Origin of the sequence: Lysinibacillus sp. FSL K6-3209, from assembly GCF_037976175.1 — a bacterium.
GTDB lineage: Bacteria > Bacillota > Bacilli > Bacillales_A > Planococcaceae > Lysinibacillus > Lysinibacillus sphaericus_D.
The window spans coordinates 1116411-1137917 of record NZ_CP150264.1 but is presented as its reverse complement, the minus strand read 5'-3'; the positions used below and the strand labels follow the sequence as shown (position 1 = coordinate 1137917).

Annotated in this window: 21 protein-coding genes; all 21 read right to left on the bottom strand. The window is 38.3% G+C overall.

Annotated features, from left to right (window positions below; translation table 11 throughout):
• Positions 1-163 precede the first annotated feature (163 nt).
• The 21 genes from MHH88_RS05375 to flhA all read right to left on the bottom strand — a co-directional run bounded on the left by MHH88_RS05375 (position 164) and on the right by flhA (position 21500).
• Positions 164-1870 carry a proline--tRNA ligase gene (locus MHH88_RS05375; RefSeq protein WP_339261743.1) on the bottom strand — a complete coding sequence of 569 codons (1707 nt, stop codon included), beginning with the start codon at positions 1868-1870 and terminating at the stop codon, positions 164-166.
• Positions 1871-2079: 209 nt separating this feature from the next.
• The gene (gene rseP / locus MHH88_RS05370; protein WP_339261742.1) at positions 2080-3342 is read right to left on the bottom strand and encodes an RIP metalloprotease RseP; all 1263 of its coding nucleotides are present in this window, start codon (positions 3340-3342) and stop codon (positions 2080-2082) included.
• A 46-nt stretch (positions 3343-3388) separates the two neighbouring features.
• Complete coding sequence (gene dxr, locus MHH88_RS05365; protein WP_339262999.1) at positions 3389-4534, bottom strand: 1-deoxy-D-xylulose-5-phosphate reductoisomerase; 1146 nt, start codon at positions 4532-4534, stop codon at positions 3389-3391.
• A 243-nt stretch (positions 4535-4777) separates the two neighbouring features.
• Positions 4778-5578: a phosphatidate cytidylyltransferase gene (locus MHH88_RS05360; RefSeq protein WP_069510098.1), complete on the bottom strand. Its 801-nt coding sequence runs from the start codon at positions 5576-5578 to the stop codon at positions 4778-4780.
• Entirely contained in the window at positions 5575-6369 is a 795-nt protein-coding gene (locus tag MHH88_RS05355) for an isoprenyl transferase (protein WP_069510100.1), read from the bottom strand. Before MHH88_RS05355 ends, MHH88_RS05360 begins: the two co-directional genes overlap by 4 nt.
• A 358-nt stretch (positions 6370-6727) precedes the next feature.
• A complete protein-coding gene (frr, locus tag MHH88_RS05350) occupies positions 6728-7285 on the bottom strand; it encodes a ribosome recycling factor (protein WP_024362003.1) in 558 nt (185 codons plus the stop codon).
• A complete protein-coding gene (pyrH, locus tag MHH88_RS05345; RefSeq protein WP_024362004.1) occupies positions 7282-8010 on the bottom strand; it encodes a UMP kinase in 729 nt (242 codons plus the stop codon). Before pyrH ends, frr begins: the two co-directional genes overlap by 4 nt.
• A gap of 236 nt (positions 8011-8246) precedes the next feature.
• Positions 8247-9134 carry a translation elongation factor Ts gene (gene tsf, locus MHH88_RS05340; RefSeq protein WP_069510104.1) on the bottom strand — a complete coding sequence of 296 codons (888 nt, stop codon included), beginning with the start codon at positions 9132-9134 and terminating at the stop codon, positions 8247-8249.
• A 101-nt stretch (positions 9135-9235) separates the two neighbouring features.
• Positions 9236-9955: a 30S ribosomal protein S2 gene (rpsB, locus tag MHH88_RS05335; RefSeq protein WP_024362006.1), complete on the bottom strand. Its 720-nt coding sequence runs from the start codon at positions 9953-9955 to the stop codon at positions 9236-9238.
• A 157-nt stretch (positions 9956-10112) separates the two neighbouring features.
• Positions 10113-10688: a hypothetical protein gene (locus MHH88_RS05330; protein ID WP_069510106.1), complete on the bottom strand. Its 576-nt coding sequence runs from the start codon at positions 10686-10688 to the stop codon at positions 10113-10115.
• 9 nt (positions 10689-10697) lie between these two features.
• Positions 10698-11006, bottom strand: coding sequence for a hypothetical protein (locus MHH88_RS05325; RefSeq protein ID WP_024362008.1), 309 nt, complete (start codon positions 11004-11006; stop codon positions 10698-10700).
• 31 nt (positions 11007-11037) lie between these two features.
• A complete protein-coding gene (locus MHH88_RS05320; protein ID WP_069510108.1) occupies positions 11038-11808 on the bottom strand; it encodes a FliA/WhiG family RNA polymerase sigma factor in 771 nt (256 codons plus the stop codon).
• Positions 11809-12168: 360 nt separating this feature from the next.
• Positions 12169-12540: a hypothetical protein gene (locus tag MHH88_RS05315; RefSeq protein WP_339261741.1), complete on the bottom strand. Its 372-nt coding sequence runs from the start codon at positions 12538-12540 to the stop codon at positions 12169-12171.
• Positions 12540-13046 carry a chemotaxis protein CheD gene (locus MHH88_RS05310; protein ID WP_024362011.1) on the bottom strand — a complete coding sequence of 169 codons (507 nt, stop codon included), beginning with the start codon at positions 13044-13046 and terminating at the stop codon, positions 12540-12542. Before MHH88_RS05310 ends, MHH88_RS05315 begins: the two co-directional genes overlap by 1 nt.
• 3 nt (positions 13047-13049) lie before the next feature.
• On the bottom strand, positions 13050-13682 hold the full coding sequence (locus tag MHH88_RS05305) for a chemotaxis protein CheC (protein ID WP_024362012.1): 633 nt from the start codon (positions 13680-13682) through the stop codon (positions 13050-13052).
• Positions 13683-13692: 10 nt separating this feature from the next.
• Positions 13693-14139: a chemotaxis protein CheW gene (locus tag MHH88_RS05300; protein ID WP_024362013.1), complete on the bottom strand. Its 447-nt coding sequence runs from the start codon at positions 14137-14139 to the stop codon at positions 13693-13695.
• Between the two features lie 27 nt (positions 14140-14166).
• The gene (locus tag MHH88_RS05295; protein ID WP_069510113.1) at positions 14167-16230 is read right to left on the bottom strand and encodes a chemotaxis protein CheA; all 2064 of its coding nucleotides are present in this window, start codon (positions 16228-16230) and stop codon (positions 14167-14169) included.
• A 16-nt stretch (positions 16231-16246) separates the two neighbouring features.
• A complete protein-coding gene (locus MHH88_RS05290; protein ID WP_081327891.1) occupies positions 16247-17401 on the bottom strand; it encodes a chemotaxis response regulator protein-glutamate methylesterase in 1155 nt (384 codons plus the stop codon).
• Positions 17402-18277, bottom strand: a complete 876-nt coding sequence (locus MHH88_RS05285; protein WP_339261740.1) for a MinD/ParA family protein — start codon at positions 18275-18277, stop codon at positions 17402-17404.
• On the bottom strand, positions 18274-19470 hold the full coding sequence (gene flhF, locus MHH88_RS05280; protein WP_339261739.1) for a flagellar biosynthesis protein FlhF: 1197 nt from the start codon (positions 19468-19470) through the stop codon (positions 18274-18276). Before flhF ends, MHH88_RS05285 begins: the two co-directional genes overlap by 4 nt.
• The gene (flhA, locus tag MHH88_RS05275) at positions 19467-21500 is read right to left on the bottom strand and encodes a flagellar biosynthesis protein FlhA (protein WP_069510118.1); all 2034 of its coding nucleotides are present in this window, start codon (positions 21498-21500) and stop codon (positions 19467-19469) included. Before flhA ends, flhF begins: the two co-directional genes overlap by 4 nt.
• Between the last annotated feature and the right edge of the window lie 7 nt (positions 21501-21507).

The following is a 21507-nucleotide window of genomic DNA, read 5'->3' as shown; positions in this document are numbered from 1 at the left end:
CACGGGCTATTCCAGCAAGCCTCACTTTGCTTTTATAGCAGTGAGATTTGCTTGGTTTCCCGTAGGCGTGTCGCGAATTCGTTTGCTTGTCCTCATTCATCTTCCAAAAGATGTTACTAGTAAGAACATCTATATCTTTTGGCTATTATGTTACCAAAGGATATTAATTTTTGCGGAAAAATTCATTTAAACAATCAATGACTTCTTCTTTTTTCCATTCAAATGTTTCGCCTGTTTGACGGAATTTCACTTCGACAACACCTTCTGTTGCCTTTTTACCGACTGTTACACGAACTGGTAAACCTATTAAATCTGCATCTGCAAACTTCACACCTGCACGTTCAGCACGATCATCTAATAGTACATCATAGCGATATGATTTTAATAAGCCATATAACTCATTTGCTAATGAAACTTGTGTTTCATCTTTCGTATTAACAGGGACAACATGAATGTCATACGGAGCGAGTTGTATTGGCCAAGTAAAACCATTTTCATCTTGGAAATGTTCAGCTACGGCAGCTAAAATACGTGACACTCCAATACCATAGCAACCCATAATAAACGGCTGAGCCTTTCCTTGCTCATCTAAAAATGTTCCATTCATTTTTTCAGAATAGGTAGTACCTAATTTGAAAATATGACCAACCTCGATACCTTCTGCAAATTTAATGATGCCTTGTCCATCAGGAGATGGGTCTCCTTCTTGAATAAAGCGAATATCTAAGTATTCATTGACAGCAAAATCTCGCTCTGGGTTAACATTTACTAAGTGGAAGCCGTCGTCATTGGCACCCGCTACCCCGTTACGAATTGATTTAATTGCATGATCTGCGACAACTTTGACCTCTACAGGTAATTTCACAGGGCCGATTGAACCTACGCCACAGCCTAGCAATTGACGAATAGCTGCTTCGTCAGCAAGTTCTACAGAACCAGCATCTAGCGCATTTTTTAGTTTAATATCGTTAATTTCGTGATCGCCACGAGCAAGCACTACCACTAATTCACCATCAACATTAAATACTAATGATTTAATAACATTTGAAGGTGCTACTTGTAAAAATACAGATACTTCTTCAATTGTTTTTTGATCTGGTGTTGCTACTTTCTCAAGATCTTTTAACGCTTCATTGGCTGGTTGATATTCTACAGTGACCTCTGCCATCTCAATGTTTGCCGCATAGTCCGATGTATCAGAGTAAGCAATTGTATCTTCCCCAATTTCAGAAAGCACCATAAATTCATGTGTACCTTTACCACCAATTGAACCAGCATCGGCAATAACTGCACGATAGTTTAAACCAAGACGCGAGAAAATATTAGAATAAGCACGGTACATATCCTCATATGTTTCATCTAAGCTTTCCCGTGAAGCATGGAAAGAATAAGCATCTTTCATAATAAACTCTCTTCCTCGTAATAAGCCAAAACGAGGGCGTTTTTCATCGCGGAATTTTGTTTGAATTTGATAGAGTGTTAATGGTAGTTTTTTATATGATTTAATTTCATCACGAACTAAAGTCGTAATGACCTCTTCATGTGTTGGTCCTAAGGCAAAGTCACGATCATGGCGATCTTTTAATCGCATTAGTTCTGGACCGTATTTTTCCCAACGGCCGGATTCTTGCCATAGTTCAGCAGATTGCAATGCAGGCATTAATAATTCGATAGAATTGATGGCTTCCATCTCTTCGCGAATAATATTTTCGATTTTTGTTAACACACGTTTTGCAAGCGGTAAATACGAATATACCCCACTTGTATTTTGACGAATAAACCCTGCACGTAATAATTGCTTATGTGATTTTACATCTGCATCAGCAGGTACTTCACGTAACGTTGGGATAAATGTTTTACTTTGCTTCATTCAGTGTTCCACCTTTTTAATAAATAAATTTATACTCTAATTAGCATAAACAAATTTAGCTTTGAACGCAATGTTTCAAAATAATTGCGCTCAAAGCTATTTTCCATTTTATTTTTACTTTAGCATAACCATATTTCAATTTTACGTTCTAATAGTTACGCATTATCTAAATATTGGAAACGTAAAAGTCGATTGTCATTACGTACTTGCTAGAAGAAGAAACGTTGGATATCGTTCCACGTCACCACTACCATTAATATCATCAGCAAGACGATACCTACAAAGTGCACCATACCTTCTTTTTGACGATCAATTGGTTTGCCTCTTAAAGCCTCAAAGCCAAAGAATAATAATCGGCCTCCATCTAATGCTGGAAGAGGTAATAAGTTCATAATACCAAGGTTGATACTTAGCATGGCAGCAAAATTCATTAATGCGAAAATTCCCCATGTCGCAACTTCTTCCGTTGTTTTATAAATCCCTACAGGTCCTGATAATACTTCAATAGAGAATTCCCCTGTAATAAGCAGACCTAGTAATTCAAAGATTTTAACCGTCATATTATACGTTTCTTGAGCTCCGTATACTACTGCTTTTAATGGGTTATAAACACGCGGACTTTCATACTTTACACCAATTTGTCCAAGCTTTTCGCCGTTCTGCTCCACTGCTTTCACTGTCATATTGAGGTTTTCGATTTGTCCACCACGCTCAACCGTTACATTAATCTCTTGGTTAGGGCGCTTCTGTACAATGGCAGCTAAATCTTGCCACTTTTCAACTGCTTGTCCATCAATCGAAGTCACCTTATCCCCTGCAAGCATTCCAGCTTGTGCTGCTGGATCATTTGCTACTACTTCTGTAATAATCGGCTCATATGTCGGTACACCGTTTAGTAAACCAATAAGCATATAGATGAAAAAGGCTAATATAAAGTTAAATAATGGTCCAGCAAAAATGGTCATCGCACGTTGCCCAACTGTTTTTGCGTTAAATTGACGATCATATGGCGCGATCACTGTTTCTCTGCCATTTTCTACAACAACACAATCTCTTGCAACACTGTAACGGACTAATTTTTCTTCCTCATCATAGCCTTCAATAAATAATTCTCGTTCTAAATCAGCACGTTCCACCTCTAAAAATAATAAATCTGGTAATTGTCTATTATTTTGATTGAAGATAATTTTTTTAGCGATATTATCTTCATCGACAATAAGCCCTACACGGTAGCCAGGCTGTAATTCAATACCATCCATATCTTCGCCTGCCATGCGGACATATCCACCGATTGGCAATAAACGGACTGTATAAATTGTTTCCCCATGCGTCTTGCCATAAATTTTCGGACCCATACCGATTGCAAATTCACGCACCATAATTCCTGCACGCTTTGCAAATAGGAAGTGACCAAGTTCATGGAAGAACACGAGCAAGCCAAATATTAAAATAAATGCAATGGCTGTTTGCATAATACCCCACCTTTAAAAGCGAATAGTTAACAAAAGCTTCCTGTTGTTATTTTACCATGTCTAACACTATTTTTCTTGTTTCTCTGTCCACATGTAAAATTGTTTGCAAATCTGGCACGAATACATTTTTGTGTGCCTGCATGACACGTTCAATTGTTTCATCAATTTCAAGGAACGTTATTTTCCCTTGTAAAAATGCTGCTACTGCCGCTTCATTCGCAGCATTCATTGCCGTTAAAATGGTTCCTCCTGTACGCCCTGCTTCAAATGCTAATCGCAACGCTGGGTATCGCTCAAAATCCATTTCTTTAAAATGCAGTTGACCAATTTGCGCTAAATTAAGGCGTTGACCATTTTGAAGCGGCATACGGTCTGGATAGCTTAAGGCATACTGAATTGGTACACGCATGTCCGGCGTACCAAGCTGAGCAATTACGCTAGTATCATGATACTCAACTAGAGAGTGAATAATACTTTCTCTGTGTAAAAGTACATCAATTTTATCATAAGGCATATCAAATAAAACATGTGCTTCGATTACTTCAAGCCCTTTATTCATCATAGTAGCTGAATCTATCGTAATTTTTGCACCCATTGACCAGTTCGGATGATTAAGTGCATCTGCAACCGTGACATATTTTAACTCCTCACGTGTTTTGTCGCGGAAACTTCCTCCAGAAGCAGTAATGATTAAACGCTCAATATTTTTCGGATTTTCGCCATTCATCGATTGGAAAATAGCCGAATGCTCACTATCCACTGGTAAAATTGTAGCATTGTATTTCTTTGACTCTGCCATAACTAAATGACCTGCTGTGACAAGCGTTTCTTTATTGGCAATCGCAATCGTTTTGCCCATGCGAATAGCAGCTAGTGTCGATTCAAGCCCAACGCTACCAAGCACTGCATTCACGAGCACCGTCGAATCAGGATGTGTAGCAACCTCTACAAGCCCTTTTTCACCAAATGTAAAGTGTACTTGCGGGTAGTCTTTTGCGAGAATAAGTGCATCTTCCTCAAGCTGAACCGATACCAGTTCAGGCTTTAAAGTCTCTATCATTTCACGTGTTTTTTCTATGTTTTTTCCTGAAGAAAACGCTACAAGATGAAATGCATCACGTTGTTCTTTTAAAATATCATAGGTTTGCCAACCGATAGAACCAGTTGCACCCAATAAACTAATTTTTTTCACGACAAAACGTCCCCTTTTTCTATCTAAGCGATCAATTTCATAATTCGCATTTTCATCCATCATTCATCATTGCGTCCAGATTTTATTTCGAGCTTGCTCGACAAGCAACTGGCGGACGTCTTTTGTATTAAGTCGAGCTAATTACGGCTCGCTTTCCAAAGTGAAATCGTCCGCCTTGCCCATTAAAATATCTTTTCCTAAAACTATTGGCAACCGGCGCTTACTAACAAGGTCTTGCTATACTTAGCTACCAAATAAATGTAAAAAATGCAATAGTGGCACGACAAATAATAAACTATCAAAGCGGTCTAGAATCCCGCCATGTCCTGGTAAAATATTGCCTGAATCTTTTACGTCAAAATGGCGCTTGATAGCTGATTCCACTAAATCGCCCATCTGACCAATTATCGAAGCAAAAATCGTGATAACAATAAGTGAAACATAACCGTTAGCAAATGGATAAATCGCTTGCATAGCTATAGCAAAAATAACCGCTATAACAATCCCACCAACAAAGCCTTCAATCGTTTTTTTCGGCGATATTTCAGGCCAAAGCTTATTTTTACCTAGTTTTCTACCTACAAAATAGGCTCCTGAATCTGTTGTCCAAACAACAAGTAAACAATACACAACAAATTCAAGACCATAGTTTCGCGTTTCGATTAAATAATGGAAACCTAATCCTACATAAAACGCCCCAAGCAAAATAAAGCCAACTTCATCAAATGTAATTTTATTTTTTACTAGGACTACATAGATAAGTAACAGCATGACCAGTCCGTAAATAACCATTAGAACCGAAGAATAGCCTATTGCATGTACTACCTCATTTGCCCAATCTTTTGGTATGACAAGCATAATAAGCGTTAGCAAACCGATAATACCAGGTACTGAAAAAATCGAAATACCTTTCATCTTCAGTATTTCATAAAAGCCTACAACAGCCATTGCTAGTACAAGTAGTGTAAAGGGCACTTTTCCATAAATAACAAATGGAATAAACAGTGCCGCGGCAATGATTGCTGTGATGATTCGTTGTTTCAAGATGTTTCTTCTCCCTTCAACCCACCGTAACGGCGATTACGTTTTTGATAGTTTTCCACCGCTTCCAGAAAGTTTTCCTCGCTAAAATCTGGCCACAATGTATCTGTAAACCAAAATTCTGTATAGGCGAGCTGCCATAACATAAAGTTACTTAATCGCACTTCACCACTTGTACGAATGAGTAAGTCTGGCTCTGGTAGATGAGCTGTCATTAAATGAGCTGTCATACATTCCTCATTTATGTCTTGTATAGTTAATTGACCGTCCTGTACTTTTTGAAGCATCGTTTTCATGGCACTTACCATTTCTGAACGACTACCATAATTTAAAGCAAAGTTTAAAATTAACCCTGTATTATGCTTCGTCTCTTCCATCGCCTCATACAATGCTTTTTGTGTATGTGCTGGCAAGAGTGTCGGATCTCCAATCATTTCAACTCGCACATTACGCTCCATCATTTCCGGTAAAAAAGATCCTAAAAATTCTACAGGTAGACGCATCAGAAAATCGACTTCAGGCTTTGGCCGTTTCCAATTTTCTGTAGAGAACGCATACACTGTTAATACTTTTATGCCAAGATCAGATGCAAATCTAGTTACCTTCCGTACCGTCTTCATACCTTCATGGTGCCCAGCAACACGTGGCATGGCACGTTTTTTAGCCCAACGTCCATTTCCGTCCATAATAATCGCTACATGGGCAGGAATCGGCTCGCTTTTCGCAAGGGCAACACGTTCCTCCAATGATAGTGTATCCATATTTACTTGTTTACCTAATAGCTTCTTAAACATGCTAACTCCCCCACTACAACTAATCGGACGTATACTAACCTATCATAACAAACAAAAGTGCCTTTTGTCTTTTTTTTCCCTCTAATTGACTATGTATGAACTAGCTTATTTTAGAACAACACACATCTCAAAGAAAAATCTTGTCTTGCTACATTCCGCAACTGCTAGTAAGCCAGAACAATGTAAATCATATACTACGTGTAAACGAGTTAACCATTACGGCTGTAAATAGCAGGTGAAAATTGTAACACCGATAAGAAATGAATACTTTTACAATAAAAGAGAAAAGACGTCCTGTTATGTATAGGACGCCTTCATCTCATCAAAAAGTTCCATCATAGAAATGCAAAGCGCCTGCTTACACTTCTAGAATTTCTTTTTCTTTTTCTTTCGCTACTTGGTCTACTTTCACGATGAACTCATCTGTTAATTTTTGAATATCGTCACCGTATCCACGTAAATCGTCTTCTGTGATTTCGCCTGCTTTTTCAAGTTTTTTAAGATCATCATTAGCATCACGACGAACATTACGTACTGCGATTTTTGCATCTTCAGCTTCTTTTTTCACTTGTTTTACAAGGTCTTTACGACGTTCTTCTGTTAACGCTGGAATCATTAAACGAATAACAGAACCATCATTTGTCGGTGTAATACCGATATCTGACTTCATAATCGCTTTTTCAATTTCACCTAAAATGGATTTATCATAAGGTGTAATCACGAGTAAACGAGCTTCTGGTACTGCAACACCTGCAAGTTGATTGATTGGTGTTGGCGCACCATAGTACTCTACAGAAATACGGTCTAGTAGAGATGCGTTTGCACGGCCTGCTCGGATTGATGCTAATTCACGTGAAAAAGCAGCAATTGATTTGTTCATTTTTTCTTTCGCTTGGTCTAATACTTGTTTAGTCATTGTGCATTCCTCCTAACAACAGTTCCAATTTTCTCGCCCAGTACGGCACGTTTAATATTACCTTGCTCCGTAATTGAGAAGACAATTAACGGAATATCGTTATCCATACATAAAGTTGAAGCAGTTGAATCCATTACTTGTAACCCTTGCTGAATAACGTCTAAGTATGTGAGTGTATCATATTTGATAGCAGTAGTATCGACCTTTGGATCTGCAGAATAGACACCATCTACATTATTTTTCGCCATTAAAATCGCATCGGCGTCAATTTCCGCTGCACGTAATGCAGCTGTTGTATCTGTAGAGAAGAACGGGTTACCTGTACCTGCAGCAAAAATAACTACACGTTTTTTCTCTAAATGACGAACTGCTTTACGACGAATATATGGCTCTGCTACTTGTGTCATCACAATAGAAGATTGCACGCGTGTTTCGATACCTAATTTTTCAAGAGCATCTTGTAATGCTAATGAATTCATAACCGTTGCTAGCATACCCATATAGTCAGCGGCTGCACGATCCATACCCATTTCACTACCGATTTTCCCACGCCATATATTACCGCCACCTACAACTACAGCAACTTCTACATCAAGATCTACTACTTCTTTCACTTCTTCAGCAACAGACTTGATAATTTTTGGTGATAAACCGAAGCCAGCCTCTCCTGCTAACGCTTCACCACTTAGTTTAATAACTACTCGTTTATATTGTGGCACACTCATTGTAAACCTCCGTCAGACATTTATTTAAAACTTTTCTTTTCCTTTACCATTATAGTATATCTAACAATAATTGCTAGTTGTGAATAATGGTAATAGAAAATTCTATCCTTTTTTAGCTCATCTCGGAAAAATAGGGAACACGTTATGTTGTGTTCCCCATTTTTGTCTAGAAAATCTAGTTATTATTTGATTAGGATCAAATGCAAGCCAATCCATCAACTGAACTAGTCTACAAATTAGTTACCTTTAACTTGGTTCATTACTTCTTCAGCAAAGTTATCTTCGCGTTTTTCAATACCTTCACCAACAGCGTAGCGTACAAAACCAGTTACATTACCGCCAGTTGAAGCAACGAAGTCGCGAACTTTTTGATCTGAATTTTTAACGAATGATTGGTCAAGTAAGCAAACGTCTTCGAAGTATTTACCAAGACGACCTTCAACCATTTTTGCAACGATGTTTTCTGGTTTACCTTCGTTAAGTGCTTGTTCAGTTAACACTTTACGCTCACGATCAACTTCTTCAGCAGAAACTTCTTCACGAGAAACGTAAGTTGGGTTAATCGCTGCGATATGCATAGCGATATCTTTAGCAGCAGAAGCATCTGTAGAACCTTCTAAAGATACTAATACACCAATACGGCCACCCATGTGTAGGTAAGAACCGAAAGCATCTGCATCCGTTTTTGTTTTCACTTCAAAACGACGAAGTGTAATTTTTTCACCGATAGTTGCTACAGCTGTTGAAATTTGGTCAGCGATTTTTACGCCTTCTGCATTTTCAAGCTCTACTGCAGCTTCTACTGATGCTGGTTTAGCAGCAAGTAATTGCTCAGCTAAAGAAGAAACTAATACTTGGAATTTATCGTTTTTCGCAACGAAGTCAGTTTCAGCGTTTACTTCAAGAATAATTGCTTCGTTACCTTTTTCTAAAATATAAGTTGTACCTTCTGCAGCGATACGGTCAGCTTTTTTAGCAGCTGAAGAAAGACCTTTTTCACGTAGGAAATCGATTGCAGCTTCTAAATCACCATCAGTTTGTACTAACGCTTTTTTACAATCCATCATACCAGCGCCAGTTTTTTCACGTAATTCTTTTACTAATTGTGCAGTAATGTTTGCCATTTAGTGTTGCCTCCTCAAATTGGTTAAACTATTTATAGTGGTAGGTTCTAAAAAAGGTGATAAGGGTTCTGAGCCACTTATCACCTTTTTGTAAACGTGAATTACTCAGCAGCAGCTTCAGTAGCTGGAGCTTCTTCTTCACCTTGTTTTGACTCGATTAAAGCGTCAGCCATTTTAGCAGTTAAAAGTTTAACAGCGCGAATAGCATCGTCATTAGCAGGGATAACATAGTCGATTTCATCTGGATCACAGTTAGTATCAACAATACCTACTAGAGGGATGTTTAATTTACGAGCTTCAGCAACAGCGATACGTTCTTTGCGTGGGTCAACCACGAACATAACGTCTGGAAGATCGTGCATATCACGGATACCGCCTAAGAATTTAACTAGACGTTCGTGTTCTTTTTTAAGTTGGATTACTTCTTTTTTAGGTAGAACTTCGAAAGTTCCTTCTTCTTCCATTTTTTCGATAGCTTTCATACGTGCAACACGTTTTTGGATTGTACCGAAGTTAGTAAGAGTACCACCTAACCAACGTTGGTTGATATAGTAGTTGCCTGAACGTTCAGCTTCGTCTTTGATCGCTTCTTGTGCTTGTTTTTTCGTACCAACGAAAAGAACTTTACCACCGTCTTGACCAACTTGACGCATGAAGTCATAAGCTTCCTCTAATTTTTTAACAGTTTTTTGTAAGTCGATGATGTAGATCCCGTTACGCTCAACGAAGATAAATTTCTTCATTTTTGGGTTCCAACGACGAGTTTGGTGACCGAAATGTACACCAGCTTCAAGTAATTGTTTCATAGAAATTACTGACATGTGAATTTCCTCCTAGAATGTTTGGTTTTTTTCCTCCGCATTTATCGCCTGCAACAAGCTACCCTAATCTTAGAGCACCACTTACTGCATCAAAATGCGTGTGTAGTAATAACACCATTTGCTACTATATCACAGCTTTATGGCATTCGCAACTGTTTTAGCTATGAAACTTCAATAAAAGCTCGATTTCTGTCTTTCCTTTTTGCAGCTTTTTCGCAATTTCTTCAGCCGTTTTTCCCTGCTCAGCCATTTGAACAATTTGTTGTTCCATCGTTAACGGCTTTGATTCTTCTTTTTGTAGACTATCAACCTTTGGCGCAGCCGTTTGCACAGCCGTCGTTCCTCCCTGTTGTTGACGAGAATAGGCATTCGCTACGATATTTTTCGGCATTAAAATACGTGGCTCACTATTAACTGTCACTGCCTTCTTCTCACTATCGGTTTGTGACAAAGGCTGTCCTTGACTTTTAGGCACAGCTATTGGTTGTGCCTGTTGCCCAGTATCAGCTGTCATAGTAGATTTTGGTACCACTTGCAAAGCTTGAATTAGACGATTATTTTCATCCTTCATTTCGGCTAAATAGAGGCTAATCGTATCATCCATTTCTCGCATTAAGCGTTCCTGTTTTACTTCTAAATCTTTGAATTTTGCTAATTTCGTATTTAATATAATAATGAAATAAAATGATAGTAGCTGCAAAACAAAGAGAACAGCAATTAATATGGTTGTCATAGTAAACTCCTATCCACTAAAGTCCACGAAATTACCTTTGAACGGATGCTGCGCCTGTTTTTCTGGTTTTTCGTTATGGTTCTTTTTCTTTTTACGCGTTCCTTTTATATACTCGCCACCCGCTTCTTCCTCTTCGCTAATCTCCGTCATACCTTCTGAAGTATTTACAGCTTTTTGCTTGCGCTCTAATTCCTTTTTTAACGCTTCATTTGCATGTACTTGTTGAGCTAAAGTTTGTTGTTGTGCCTGATCTGCCATTTTACCCGCTTCAAACGTTTTTGGAATAGCTATTTGTAATTCGACACCTTTTAAACTCATTAAAATTCCTCCCTCAACAATCCGTTAGATACTAGACATTAATCATTTCATTCGACAATAGCTTTCGCAACTTAAATAATGCTTTTGAGTGAATTTGAGAAATACGTGATGTTGATAATTCGAGCATTTCACCTATTTCAGTTAGTGTCAACTCTTCTGTATAAAATAAACTCAGTACGAGCTGCTCTTTATCATTAAGCTTTTGTATATTTACCGCTAAATCATCGAGTAACTCCGATTTTATTACGACTTGCTCCGGAGTCTTTGTCGTATCATCTCGGATTACAAATGACTTCCCTTCTGCTTCTTCCTGATCTTGTTGCTCATTAATGGAGAGTACATTTGAGAAGAAATGCTCTTGCACCGTTTGGTAAACCTCTTCCACAGGTAACTCCATATGCTGTGCAAGCTCCTCAGGCGTCGCATGGCGCATTAACTGTTGTTCTAATTGTTCAATTTTGGCGTCCATCTTTTTGGCCTTTTCTCGTGCAGAACGAGGTAGCCAATCCTCTTTACGTAAGCCATCAATTATAGCGCCTCTCACCCTAAAAGAAGCATATGTATCAAACTTTAAGTCTCGATTTATATCAAATTTATTTAAAGCATCAAATAGACCTAGCATGCCTAAGCTTGTTAAATCGTCACGCGATACACTCTTAGGTAAACCTGCACCAATTCGCTGCACATGGTACGTCACAAGAGAAGTATATTTTTTTATTAATAAATCACCCGCATCAGGATCACGTTCATTCACCCATCGATTCCACAGCTTTTGTTCATCGTTTAGAATTGGTTGTGTCATAAAATCCACCTCTCTACTTTGCGCCTGTTTGCACGGACTTTTTGCGCTTTCCTCTCAAATGCTCAAGGAAAAGTTCTGTCGCTTTGTTAACGCTGTACGCTTGAAAACTAAAAACATACACATGTCTATCAAAAAAAAGACTCACTTATCACATTTTGAGTATTGTGCTTACAATGACTGACAGATTTAGATACAAACCTATGCCATTCTTTCCTTTTATTATAACAACATTCGACTATAATTTCATATGATTCTCTAACACTATTCTATTATTAATAGCTGTTCTATTTTAGGCAGAAGAAAACTGCCTAAAATAATTAGTCGACAGCTAACATTAGAGGCAGTTTAAAGTGTTCTGGCTTATGCATTTACTTGTTGTTCATCTTCACGATGCATCATCGTTCGAACGGCTTGTGCAATATCTTCTGTGCTTTCATCTTGAAACTCAACCGTTGAATTAGTTGTAGCAGTTTCTTTCCCCTTCTCATCGACGACAGAAGTACTATTTTCTTCAAGTCCACTGTCATCTTCCGACGGGTCGGCAGTTGGTGTAAATAACACATACGCAATTAAAAACCTTACGATATACATAACAAAAAATACGATAATTGCTGCTACAAATGAACCGATGATAATACGTAATGGTGTATAGGGCTGTTGCAGTGTCATAAAGAAATAAAGGGAAAAGGCAATCAATGCCCCCCATAGGTTATAAAAAATAGAACCAAACATTATATTTCACTCACTCCTTGGTTAACCGTTCGAATATGTAACATCGACGTAGCAGGGTTAAATTCAATTGTTCGACCGCTATTACCGCCCGTATTTTCGGCTACTAAAGGAATTCCATGACGTTTTAATTCAAACTTTACAGCCTCCACATTACGAGGGCCGATGCGCATGGAATCTTTGTCTGACGTAAATTGAAACATTTGCGCACCCCCCGCAATTTTTGCCTTCAGTTTAAATTTTTGAACACCCTCTAGCTTTAATAAATCAATCATAGCTGAAATGCCCGTATCTGCAAATTTCGCTACATTTATTGACTCTGCTCTACCTAAACTTGAATCTGGTAGCATGACATGTATTAAACCAGCTATTTTCTTTGACTCATCGTATAAAATAACACCTACACAAGAACCAAGTCCTGAAGTTCTAATCGTATTCGGAAATTTCGCTACATCCATTTGAGCAATTCCAACTTTTATAACTTGTCCATTATTATTGTTGTTAAGCATAGGCTATGAAACTCCCAATGCTTTAAAAATAGCATCAAAAGAATCTGGATCAGGCAGTAAGAAGAAATGTCCCCTCACTGTTTCATGATCCTCCACACCGTCTTCAAAAATGGATGTATTAATTACGATGACATTATCACTCACGTGCGATAATTCAATTAAGCCAATACTAATAATAGCACCAAACATATCTACACTTAGACCAGGCACAGTTGGATAAATTTTTAAATTTGTAAAATCTGATAACGCGGATAAATATGAACCAGATAAAATATTCCCCATTTCCTGCATGGCGGATAAACCTAACTCCGAAACAGGTGGGTTTTTAAAGTCGAATGATTCATCCTGTATTAGACGACGGATAAAGCGATTTGCTTGTTCAATCGGAAGTATGAAAAACATGCTTCCTTCAGCATCTCCCTCGATGCGTAAAAAAATCCCAACTACAACGTTTTCAGAGCCACCAGCAAGCTCCATCATGTCATTAAACGACACCATTTCAACCTTTGGGACACGCATATCGATTTTTTTACCAAGTAAATTGGAAAGAGCTGTTGCAGCATGAGCAGCTCCAATATTCCCAATTTCCTTTAATACGTCTAAATGTAGTGATGTAATCTTTTGATTAAGTGTCATAATCGAATCCCTACTTTAGTGGATTTAATACTTTCTCTAAATGTAATAATATTAATAATCGTTTACCTATTTTGGCTACGCCAGAAATAAACTCTTCTTCAAGAGATCCTACTACCTCTGGTTGAGGTTCGATTGAGCTTGCTGGAATATCCAACACATCGTTCGCTGAATCTACAACAAAGCCTACTTCCATGTCTTCTAAAGAGATAATGATAATACGAGTCGTTTCTTCGTGCTCAGAGATTGGTAATTCAAAACGTTCGCGTAAATCAATAATTGGTGTTACGACACCTCGTAAGTTGATGACACCTTTTACATATTTCTCCGTTTTAGGTACACGTGTAATATGCATAAGTTTCTCGATACCTTGGACGTGTGATACTGGAATCGCATATTCCTTATCTGCTAATTGGAAGACAATTACTTTAATATTTTCTTGTTCAACTGCATTTGTCATAGTAAACACCTCTCTTATTCATTGACCTTATTTTATAAGTGCATTGCAATCCACAATTAGGGCTACTTTACCATTACCTAAAATTGTTGCACCGGAAATTGCAAAGATATTCGTTAAGTAGTTTCCTAATGATTTCAGTACAATTTCTTGTTGGCCAATGAATGAATCTACAACTAAACCAGCAAGTTTCTCGCCTTTACGAACAATTACTACTGAATGGAATTCATCATCTTGTAGCTCTTTACGAGGTACTTCGAAGATTTCTTCTAAGAATACAAGTGGAACCACTTTACCACGGAAGTCAATCACCTTTTGGTTATGCGCATTCATAATATCTGATGAACGGATAATCGAAGTTTCAATAATTGATGATAGTGGTATCGCATAAATTTCTTTTTCTATTTCTACAAGCATTACCGAAATAATAGATAGTGTTAACGGCAATTGAATGGAGAAAATAGAGCCTACATCTTGTGTAGATTCAATCGAAATGTTACCACCTAACGATTCAATCGTTGTTTTGACAACGTCTAGCCCTACACCACGACCTGATACATCTGAAATAACATCTGCCGTTGAGAAACCAGAAGCTAAAATAAGCTCATTAATTTGATTGTCTGACATGGCAAGAGATTGTTCACGCGTAACAACTCCTTTTGAAATCGCTTTTGCCAACACTTTTTCGCGATTAATGCCTGCTCCGTCATCTTCAATTTCGATAAAGACATAGTTACCACTGTGATAAGCACGTAACACCACTGTGCCTTCTTCTGGCTTTCCTTTTGCACGGCGTGTAGTAGGGTTTTCAATACCGTGATCGACAGAGTTACGGATTAAGTGAACGAGTGGATCGCCAATTTCGTCGATGACTGTTCGATCTAGCTCTGTTTCTGCGCCAATAATCTCAAGGTTTATTTTCTTATTAAGGTCACGAGATAACTGACGAATCATTTTAGGGAAGCGGTTGAATACTGTTTCCACAGGAACCATACGCATTGTTAAAATAATTGTTTGTAGGTCACCCATAACACGGCTCATTCGTTCAACAGTTTCGTTTAACTCCCCGTGATTCACTTCAGTTGCAATGGATTGTAAACGTCCACGATCAATAACAAGCTCCTCAAAGAGATTCATTAAAATATCGAGACGTTCAATATTTACTCGAATCGTTTTGTTTCCTACAGGTGCATGACTTTTATCTGCTTTGGCAGGTGTTGATTTTGCTGGTGTAGGCTTAGCTGAAGCTTCAACTGGTGTATCTACTACCTCTACCGGTGTTGCTGTAGCCGTTGCAGTAGCGGCTACTTCTTTATTTGCTTCATATTGTTTTTCACTGAATTGCTCTTGATTAATCTTTGCAACACTTACTTCATCAACTTCGGAAACCTTCATTAACTTCTTCTGCATATCTTCGGCAGATTCTTTCGTTACGAACGCTACATAAAATAGTTGATCGAATTGCTCATCTTCAAGCTTCTCAACAGATGGCGTTGATTTAATAACATCCCCATCTTTTTCAAGAATCTCGAATACCATAAATACGCGAGCTGCTTTTAATAGACAATCTTCACGCAGTCTGACTGAAATTTCAAAAGCATTAAATCCTTGTTCAGCCGATTGCGTTATAACTGTTTGCTCGAAGCTGTCATATTCTAATACACTTGGTACTTCTGGTGTAGCTGCAGTTGCTACTACTTCCGGAAGTGCTTCCTCACCAGATTCAATGCGCTTCAACTGTGCGACAGTGGAAGAAACATCTCTTTTACCGTCTCCACCATTAGCAATATCCATGACCATTTCTTCTAAATGATCCACAGATTCAAATACAATATCTAAAATTTCTGGTGACACATGAATTTTTTCATTTCGAATTGCATCAAGGACATTTTCCATTTTATGCGTTAAATCTGCTAAGTCTTCGAAGCCCATAGTCGCTGACATACCTTTTAATGTATGAGCCGAACGGAAAATTTCTCCAACGATAGCCAAATCATCTGGGTTTTTTTCTAGTTCTAATAAATGCTCACTACAAGCTTGTAAATGCTCTTTACTTTCTTCGATAAACATCTCTAAATATTGATTGACTTCCATTAAGAGGACACCCCTTTTAAGGCAAATATTTCATAATTGTTTGTGCAATATCATCTACATCAGCGACTTCATCGACAAGCTGCGTTTCCACCGCAGCTTTCGGCATACCATACACTATGCAAGTTTCAGCTGACTCTGCAATAGCAACCACATTTCCGGTATTTTTTAATGCTTTCAGTCCCTTCGAACCATCATAGCCCATACCTGTCATAATGACTGCTACCTTATCAAAATCTTTAAATTGACTTACATCTTCAAACATCACATCTACAGATGGGCGATGGCCAGAACGTGGTGGTTCGTGATTATCTAGCACGATGCCAAATGAGGTACCAACTTTTCTTAACCTTAAATGGTATCCTCCAGGGGCGATATAGGCCACGCCATTTTGTAAAATATCGCCTTGCTCTGCTTCTTTTACCGTAATCTCGCTCAATTGGTCTAAGCGGGAAGCCAGCGATTTTGTAAAGCCCGCTGGCATATGTTGAACAATAAGAATTGGCGCTTGAATTGTTTTTGGAATTTTAGTAATTACTTCTTGTAGTGCACGCGGTCCACCAGTAGATGTCCCAATCAACACAATTTTTTTACTAACTTTACTCCATTCAATATGTCCCTTAGTGACATTCGTACCTGTTGCGTTCACATTGACTGGAGGTATAACTTTACGTTCCTTCGACAATTCTTTTCTTACTGAAGTAGGCGATACAATTGGTTCTTGTTGTCTTTTGCTAATTGATGGTTTTTTCAATTTAGAAATAGGTACCAACGAAGCTTGTTCAACTTTATGGACAAGTTCAGATTGGATTTTATGTAAATCAAGAGAAATTGTTCCGCTAGGTTTCGCAACAAAATCAACCGCTCCATACTCGATCGCAGTTAGTGCATTTTCAGCCCCTCGCTGGGTTGTACTCGAAAGCATGACGACAGGCACTGGACAAATTGTCATAATTTCATTTAATGCATCGAGTCCATTCATTTCAGGCATTTCAATATCCATTGTCACGACTGTTGGTTTTAATGTTTGGATTTTCTTAATCGCATCTTTTCCATTTCGTGCTGTTCCAACTACTTCAACCCTCGAGTTTCCAACAAAAAAGTCACTAATTAGCTTTCTCATAAAAGCAGAATCATCAACGACTAAAAGCTTGCTTTTATGTACAAAGTCCAATTAATCACGCCCTTTCGAAAAAATACTTCTAAGTTTAGATAAGAATTTACTTCCTGACTGTTCATGTGCATGCACTTCCTCCATACGTTGTTCCATAAACCGAGCCACTATCAGTTGAAGTGTTTTAGAAATAAGTGCTTCTGGATATGCGATTGAAAATGGTACTTGTTCGCGCACAGCATTACGCACAACAGGGTCCTCAGGTAAGGAACCCAATACTATAACCTCTTTGTCTAGAAAACGTTTCATTGTAAGCTTTAAACGTTCAATCGTTTCAATACCTTCTTCTTTAGAAAAAGCACGATTACAAAGTAAATAAAATTGCTTATCCATATCACGAACATGAATATATTTCATCATCGAATAGGCATCTGTAATAGAGGTTGGTTCAGCTGTTGTAATAACTATAATTTCATCAATAGATGTTAATAACTCTAATGACCATTTTGTCGCGCCTGCTCCCATATCAAATAGGATATAGTCGAAGTTTTTTTGGAGTTGTTCAAAAGCATGAATCAGTCTCTCAAACATGGCCTCCGACCATTCCAGCACACTCGACATACCAGAGCCACCAGCAATACATTGTAAACCATGTGGCCCTTCAAATATTACCTCATCTAGTGATTTATTTCCTTCTAAGTAATCTTTTAAACTATAAGAAACATTTTTTCCAATTAATATATTGATATTCCCCATCCCAATATCCATATCTACAATTGCTACTTTTTTGTCCTTACTCGCTAAATTAATTGCAAAGTTCATTGAAAAGTTACTTTTACCAACTCCACCCTTACCGCTAACAACGGCAATTGTTTTACCTAATTCACCTTGCCGTTTCAGCATTTTCAAGCGTAATGTTTCTGCTTGATCTCTCATTTTTCTTCACCTTGGAAAAACATATTAAGCACTGCTTCTAAATCAGCTTCTTCAATATCTTCTGGTACTTCTTGACCATTGGTATAGTAAGCAAGTCCTTTATTATATTTAATCATTAAATTAATCATTGTGCCAATAGAATTTGTTTCATCAATCTTCGTAAAAATCAATTTTTCAATTGGAACACTTTTAAATTGCTCAATAATATTGGTCATATCCCTTTCTTTTGCTGTCATAGCAAGTACTAGAAAGGATTCAGCTTGATCATCAAACTTAATAAGGCGCTGTAAATCGTCTACATATTTTGCTTCCTTATAATTGCGGCCCGCAGTATCAATAAAGACTAAATCTAAATGGGACAATCGTTGCACAGCTTGTTCGTAATCTGTCGAATTATAAGCAATTTCAACAGGCGCTTGTAATAGGCCCGCATACGTTTTTAACTGCTCAATGGCAGCAATTCGGTATGTATCTGTAGTAATAAAGCCTATTTTTTTCTTTTTCTCTAAAACTGCTCGAGCTGCCATTTTAGCAATTGTCGTTGTCTTGCCGACACCCGTTGGTCCTAGCACATTAATATATTTCCGTTCATAGGATAGGCCTGCAATCGGCAACCCTTCTAGTTTTTTACGCAACAAGTTTTTGGCAATTAGCTTGCATTGTGAAAAATTGATTTCTGAAGCTTCTTTGAAATGCGCAAAAAGCTCATCACCAATCGTTGTGATGAGCTCCTCATTTAGCTCTTGCTGTCTTAAGTATTCAATGAAGGATAAGAGTTCATCGGGATATTGAGCTTGGGTAGCCTTCTTGTGCATTGATTGCATTAATGATTTTAAATCTGCAATTTCCTTCCTCAGTTCTTCAGACATACCTGACTCATCTTGCAAAGTTATTTCTTGCTTAGGCTGAGCATGTTGAATAGCTTGCACAGCATTCGTAATCTCTAGTAAACTAGCATTTTCTTTTTTAGCAGGAATCATAGGCATACTTGCAGGTGCTGTTGGAGCCGTATTGCTTGGCTCCATCGTGTCAATCCCTGCAACAACTTCAAAACTTTTCTTTTTAACAAGCCCAAAAAGTTTCTTTGTTACGACTACTTTTGAATTCAAAATGACAGCATCGTCGCCTAAATCAGCACGCACAAGCTTCATTGCTTCTGGTATGGAAGATGCATAATATTTTTTCATTTTCACTCAACATTCACCACCCCAACACTTTGAATTTCAATAGAAGCATCAAGTTCATTATAAGATAATACCGGAATCTGCGGGAAATAGCGTTCTGTCAGCTGACGTAAATACATACGAACAGCTGGTGAGCACAATATAATAGCAGATTGTTCCATAAAGGACACACGCTCAACCTCTGATGCAATGGTCTCTAGTACCGTTTGAGAATCTTGAGGATCCATCGCTAAATAATTGCCGTGATCCGTTTGCTGAATGCTATCTGCAATCATTTTCTCTACTTTACCCGATACAGTAATGACTTTCAATGATGAGCTGTCTCCTACATATTGAGAGGTAATTTGACGAGCTAATGACTGACGAACATACTCTGTTAATATATCGGTATCACTTGTTAGTTTTGCATAGTCTGCTAATGTTTCGAAAATAATTGGCAAGTTACGTACAGAAACATTTTCTCGAAGAAGCTTGCCCAGTACTTTTTGGATTTCTCCTGTAGATAATGGTGCAGGTGTTAATTCTTCAACTAAAATTGGATGTGTTTCACGTAAATGGTCAATTAATTGTTTCGTTTCCTGACGTCCTAATAATTCATGCGCATTTGCTCGAATCATTTCTGTTAGGTGTGTTGACACAACACTCGGTGGATCAACAACTGTATAACCAGACATCTCGGCGTCCTCTTTCACTTGCTCTGTAATCCATTTTGCAGGAAGACCAAATGACGGTTCAACAGTATCAATACCCTCGATTGAATCATCATCTCCAGGGCTCATCGCTAAATAATGATCGAGTAGGAGCTCCCCACGAGCCATTTCATTACCTTTAATTTTTATGCGGTATTCATTTGGCTGAAGTTGAATATTATCACGAATACGAACAACTGGAATGACAATCCCTAGTTCCAATGCTAGTTGGCGTCGAATCATGATGACGCGATCCAATAAGTCCCCACCTTGGGCTGCATCTACTAGTGGAATTAAGCCATAGCCAAATTCAAATTCAATTGGGTCCACATTTAATAAATTCACAACATTTTCAGGGCTCTTCATGCCGTCTGTTGCCACTTCTTCCTCAATTTCAAGTAATTCTTCCTCATCCTCTGGTTTCTTACGTTCCATCATGTAAGCACCTGCAATAAGTGAAATACCAATTGGTAACGTTACCCAGTTAGGAATTGGTGTGAATAAACCAAGTAAAACAATAGTACCCCCAGCAACATAAAGAAGCTTTGCTTGAGCGAATAGTTGTCCTGTAATATCTTCTCCTAGACTTCCTTTAGAGGATGCGCGTGTTACTACAATCCCTGTTGCTGTTGAAATAAGAAGTGCAGGGATTTGTGATACAATACCATCACCAACCGTTAGCTTTGAGAAATGGGTTGCTGCTTCCGCAAATGGTAAGCCCATTTGTACAACACCGATAATAATACCAAATAATAAGTTGATAATTACCATCACCATGGAGGCGATTGCATCCCCTTTTACGAATTTCGTAGCACCATCCATCGCTCCGTAGAAATCCGCTTCTCCCGCAACTTTGTCACGTCGTTCACGTGCTTCTCGCTCAGATATTACACCTGCGTTTAAATCCGCATCAATACTCATTTGTTTACCAGGCATCGCATCGAGTGTGAAACGAGCAGCTACTTCTGCAACACGTTCCGCCCCTTTTGTAATAACGATAAACTGAATCAATACAAGAATTAAAAACACTACTAAACCTACGAGAACATTCCCGCCAACTACGAAATCCCCGAAGGTTTCAACAACTGATCCAGCATCTCCATTTGCTAAAATTGCACGCGTTGTGGAAACACTTAAGCCAAGTCGAAACAGGGTTAACAGAAGTATAACGGAAGGGAAAATAGAGAAATCTAATGCTTCCTTCATACTCATTGCTGTTAAAAGTACTATTAATCCTAACGTAATATTAATGACGATTAAGAAACTTAGCATCCACGGAGGAAGAGGGATGATGAGCATCGCAACGATTAAAATAACCGCACCTAAAACCCCTATATCGCGAACCTTCATTTGTGTC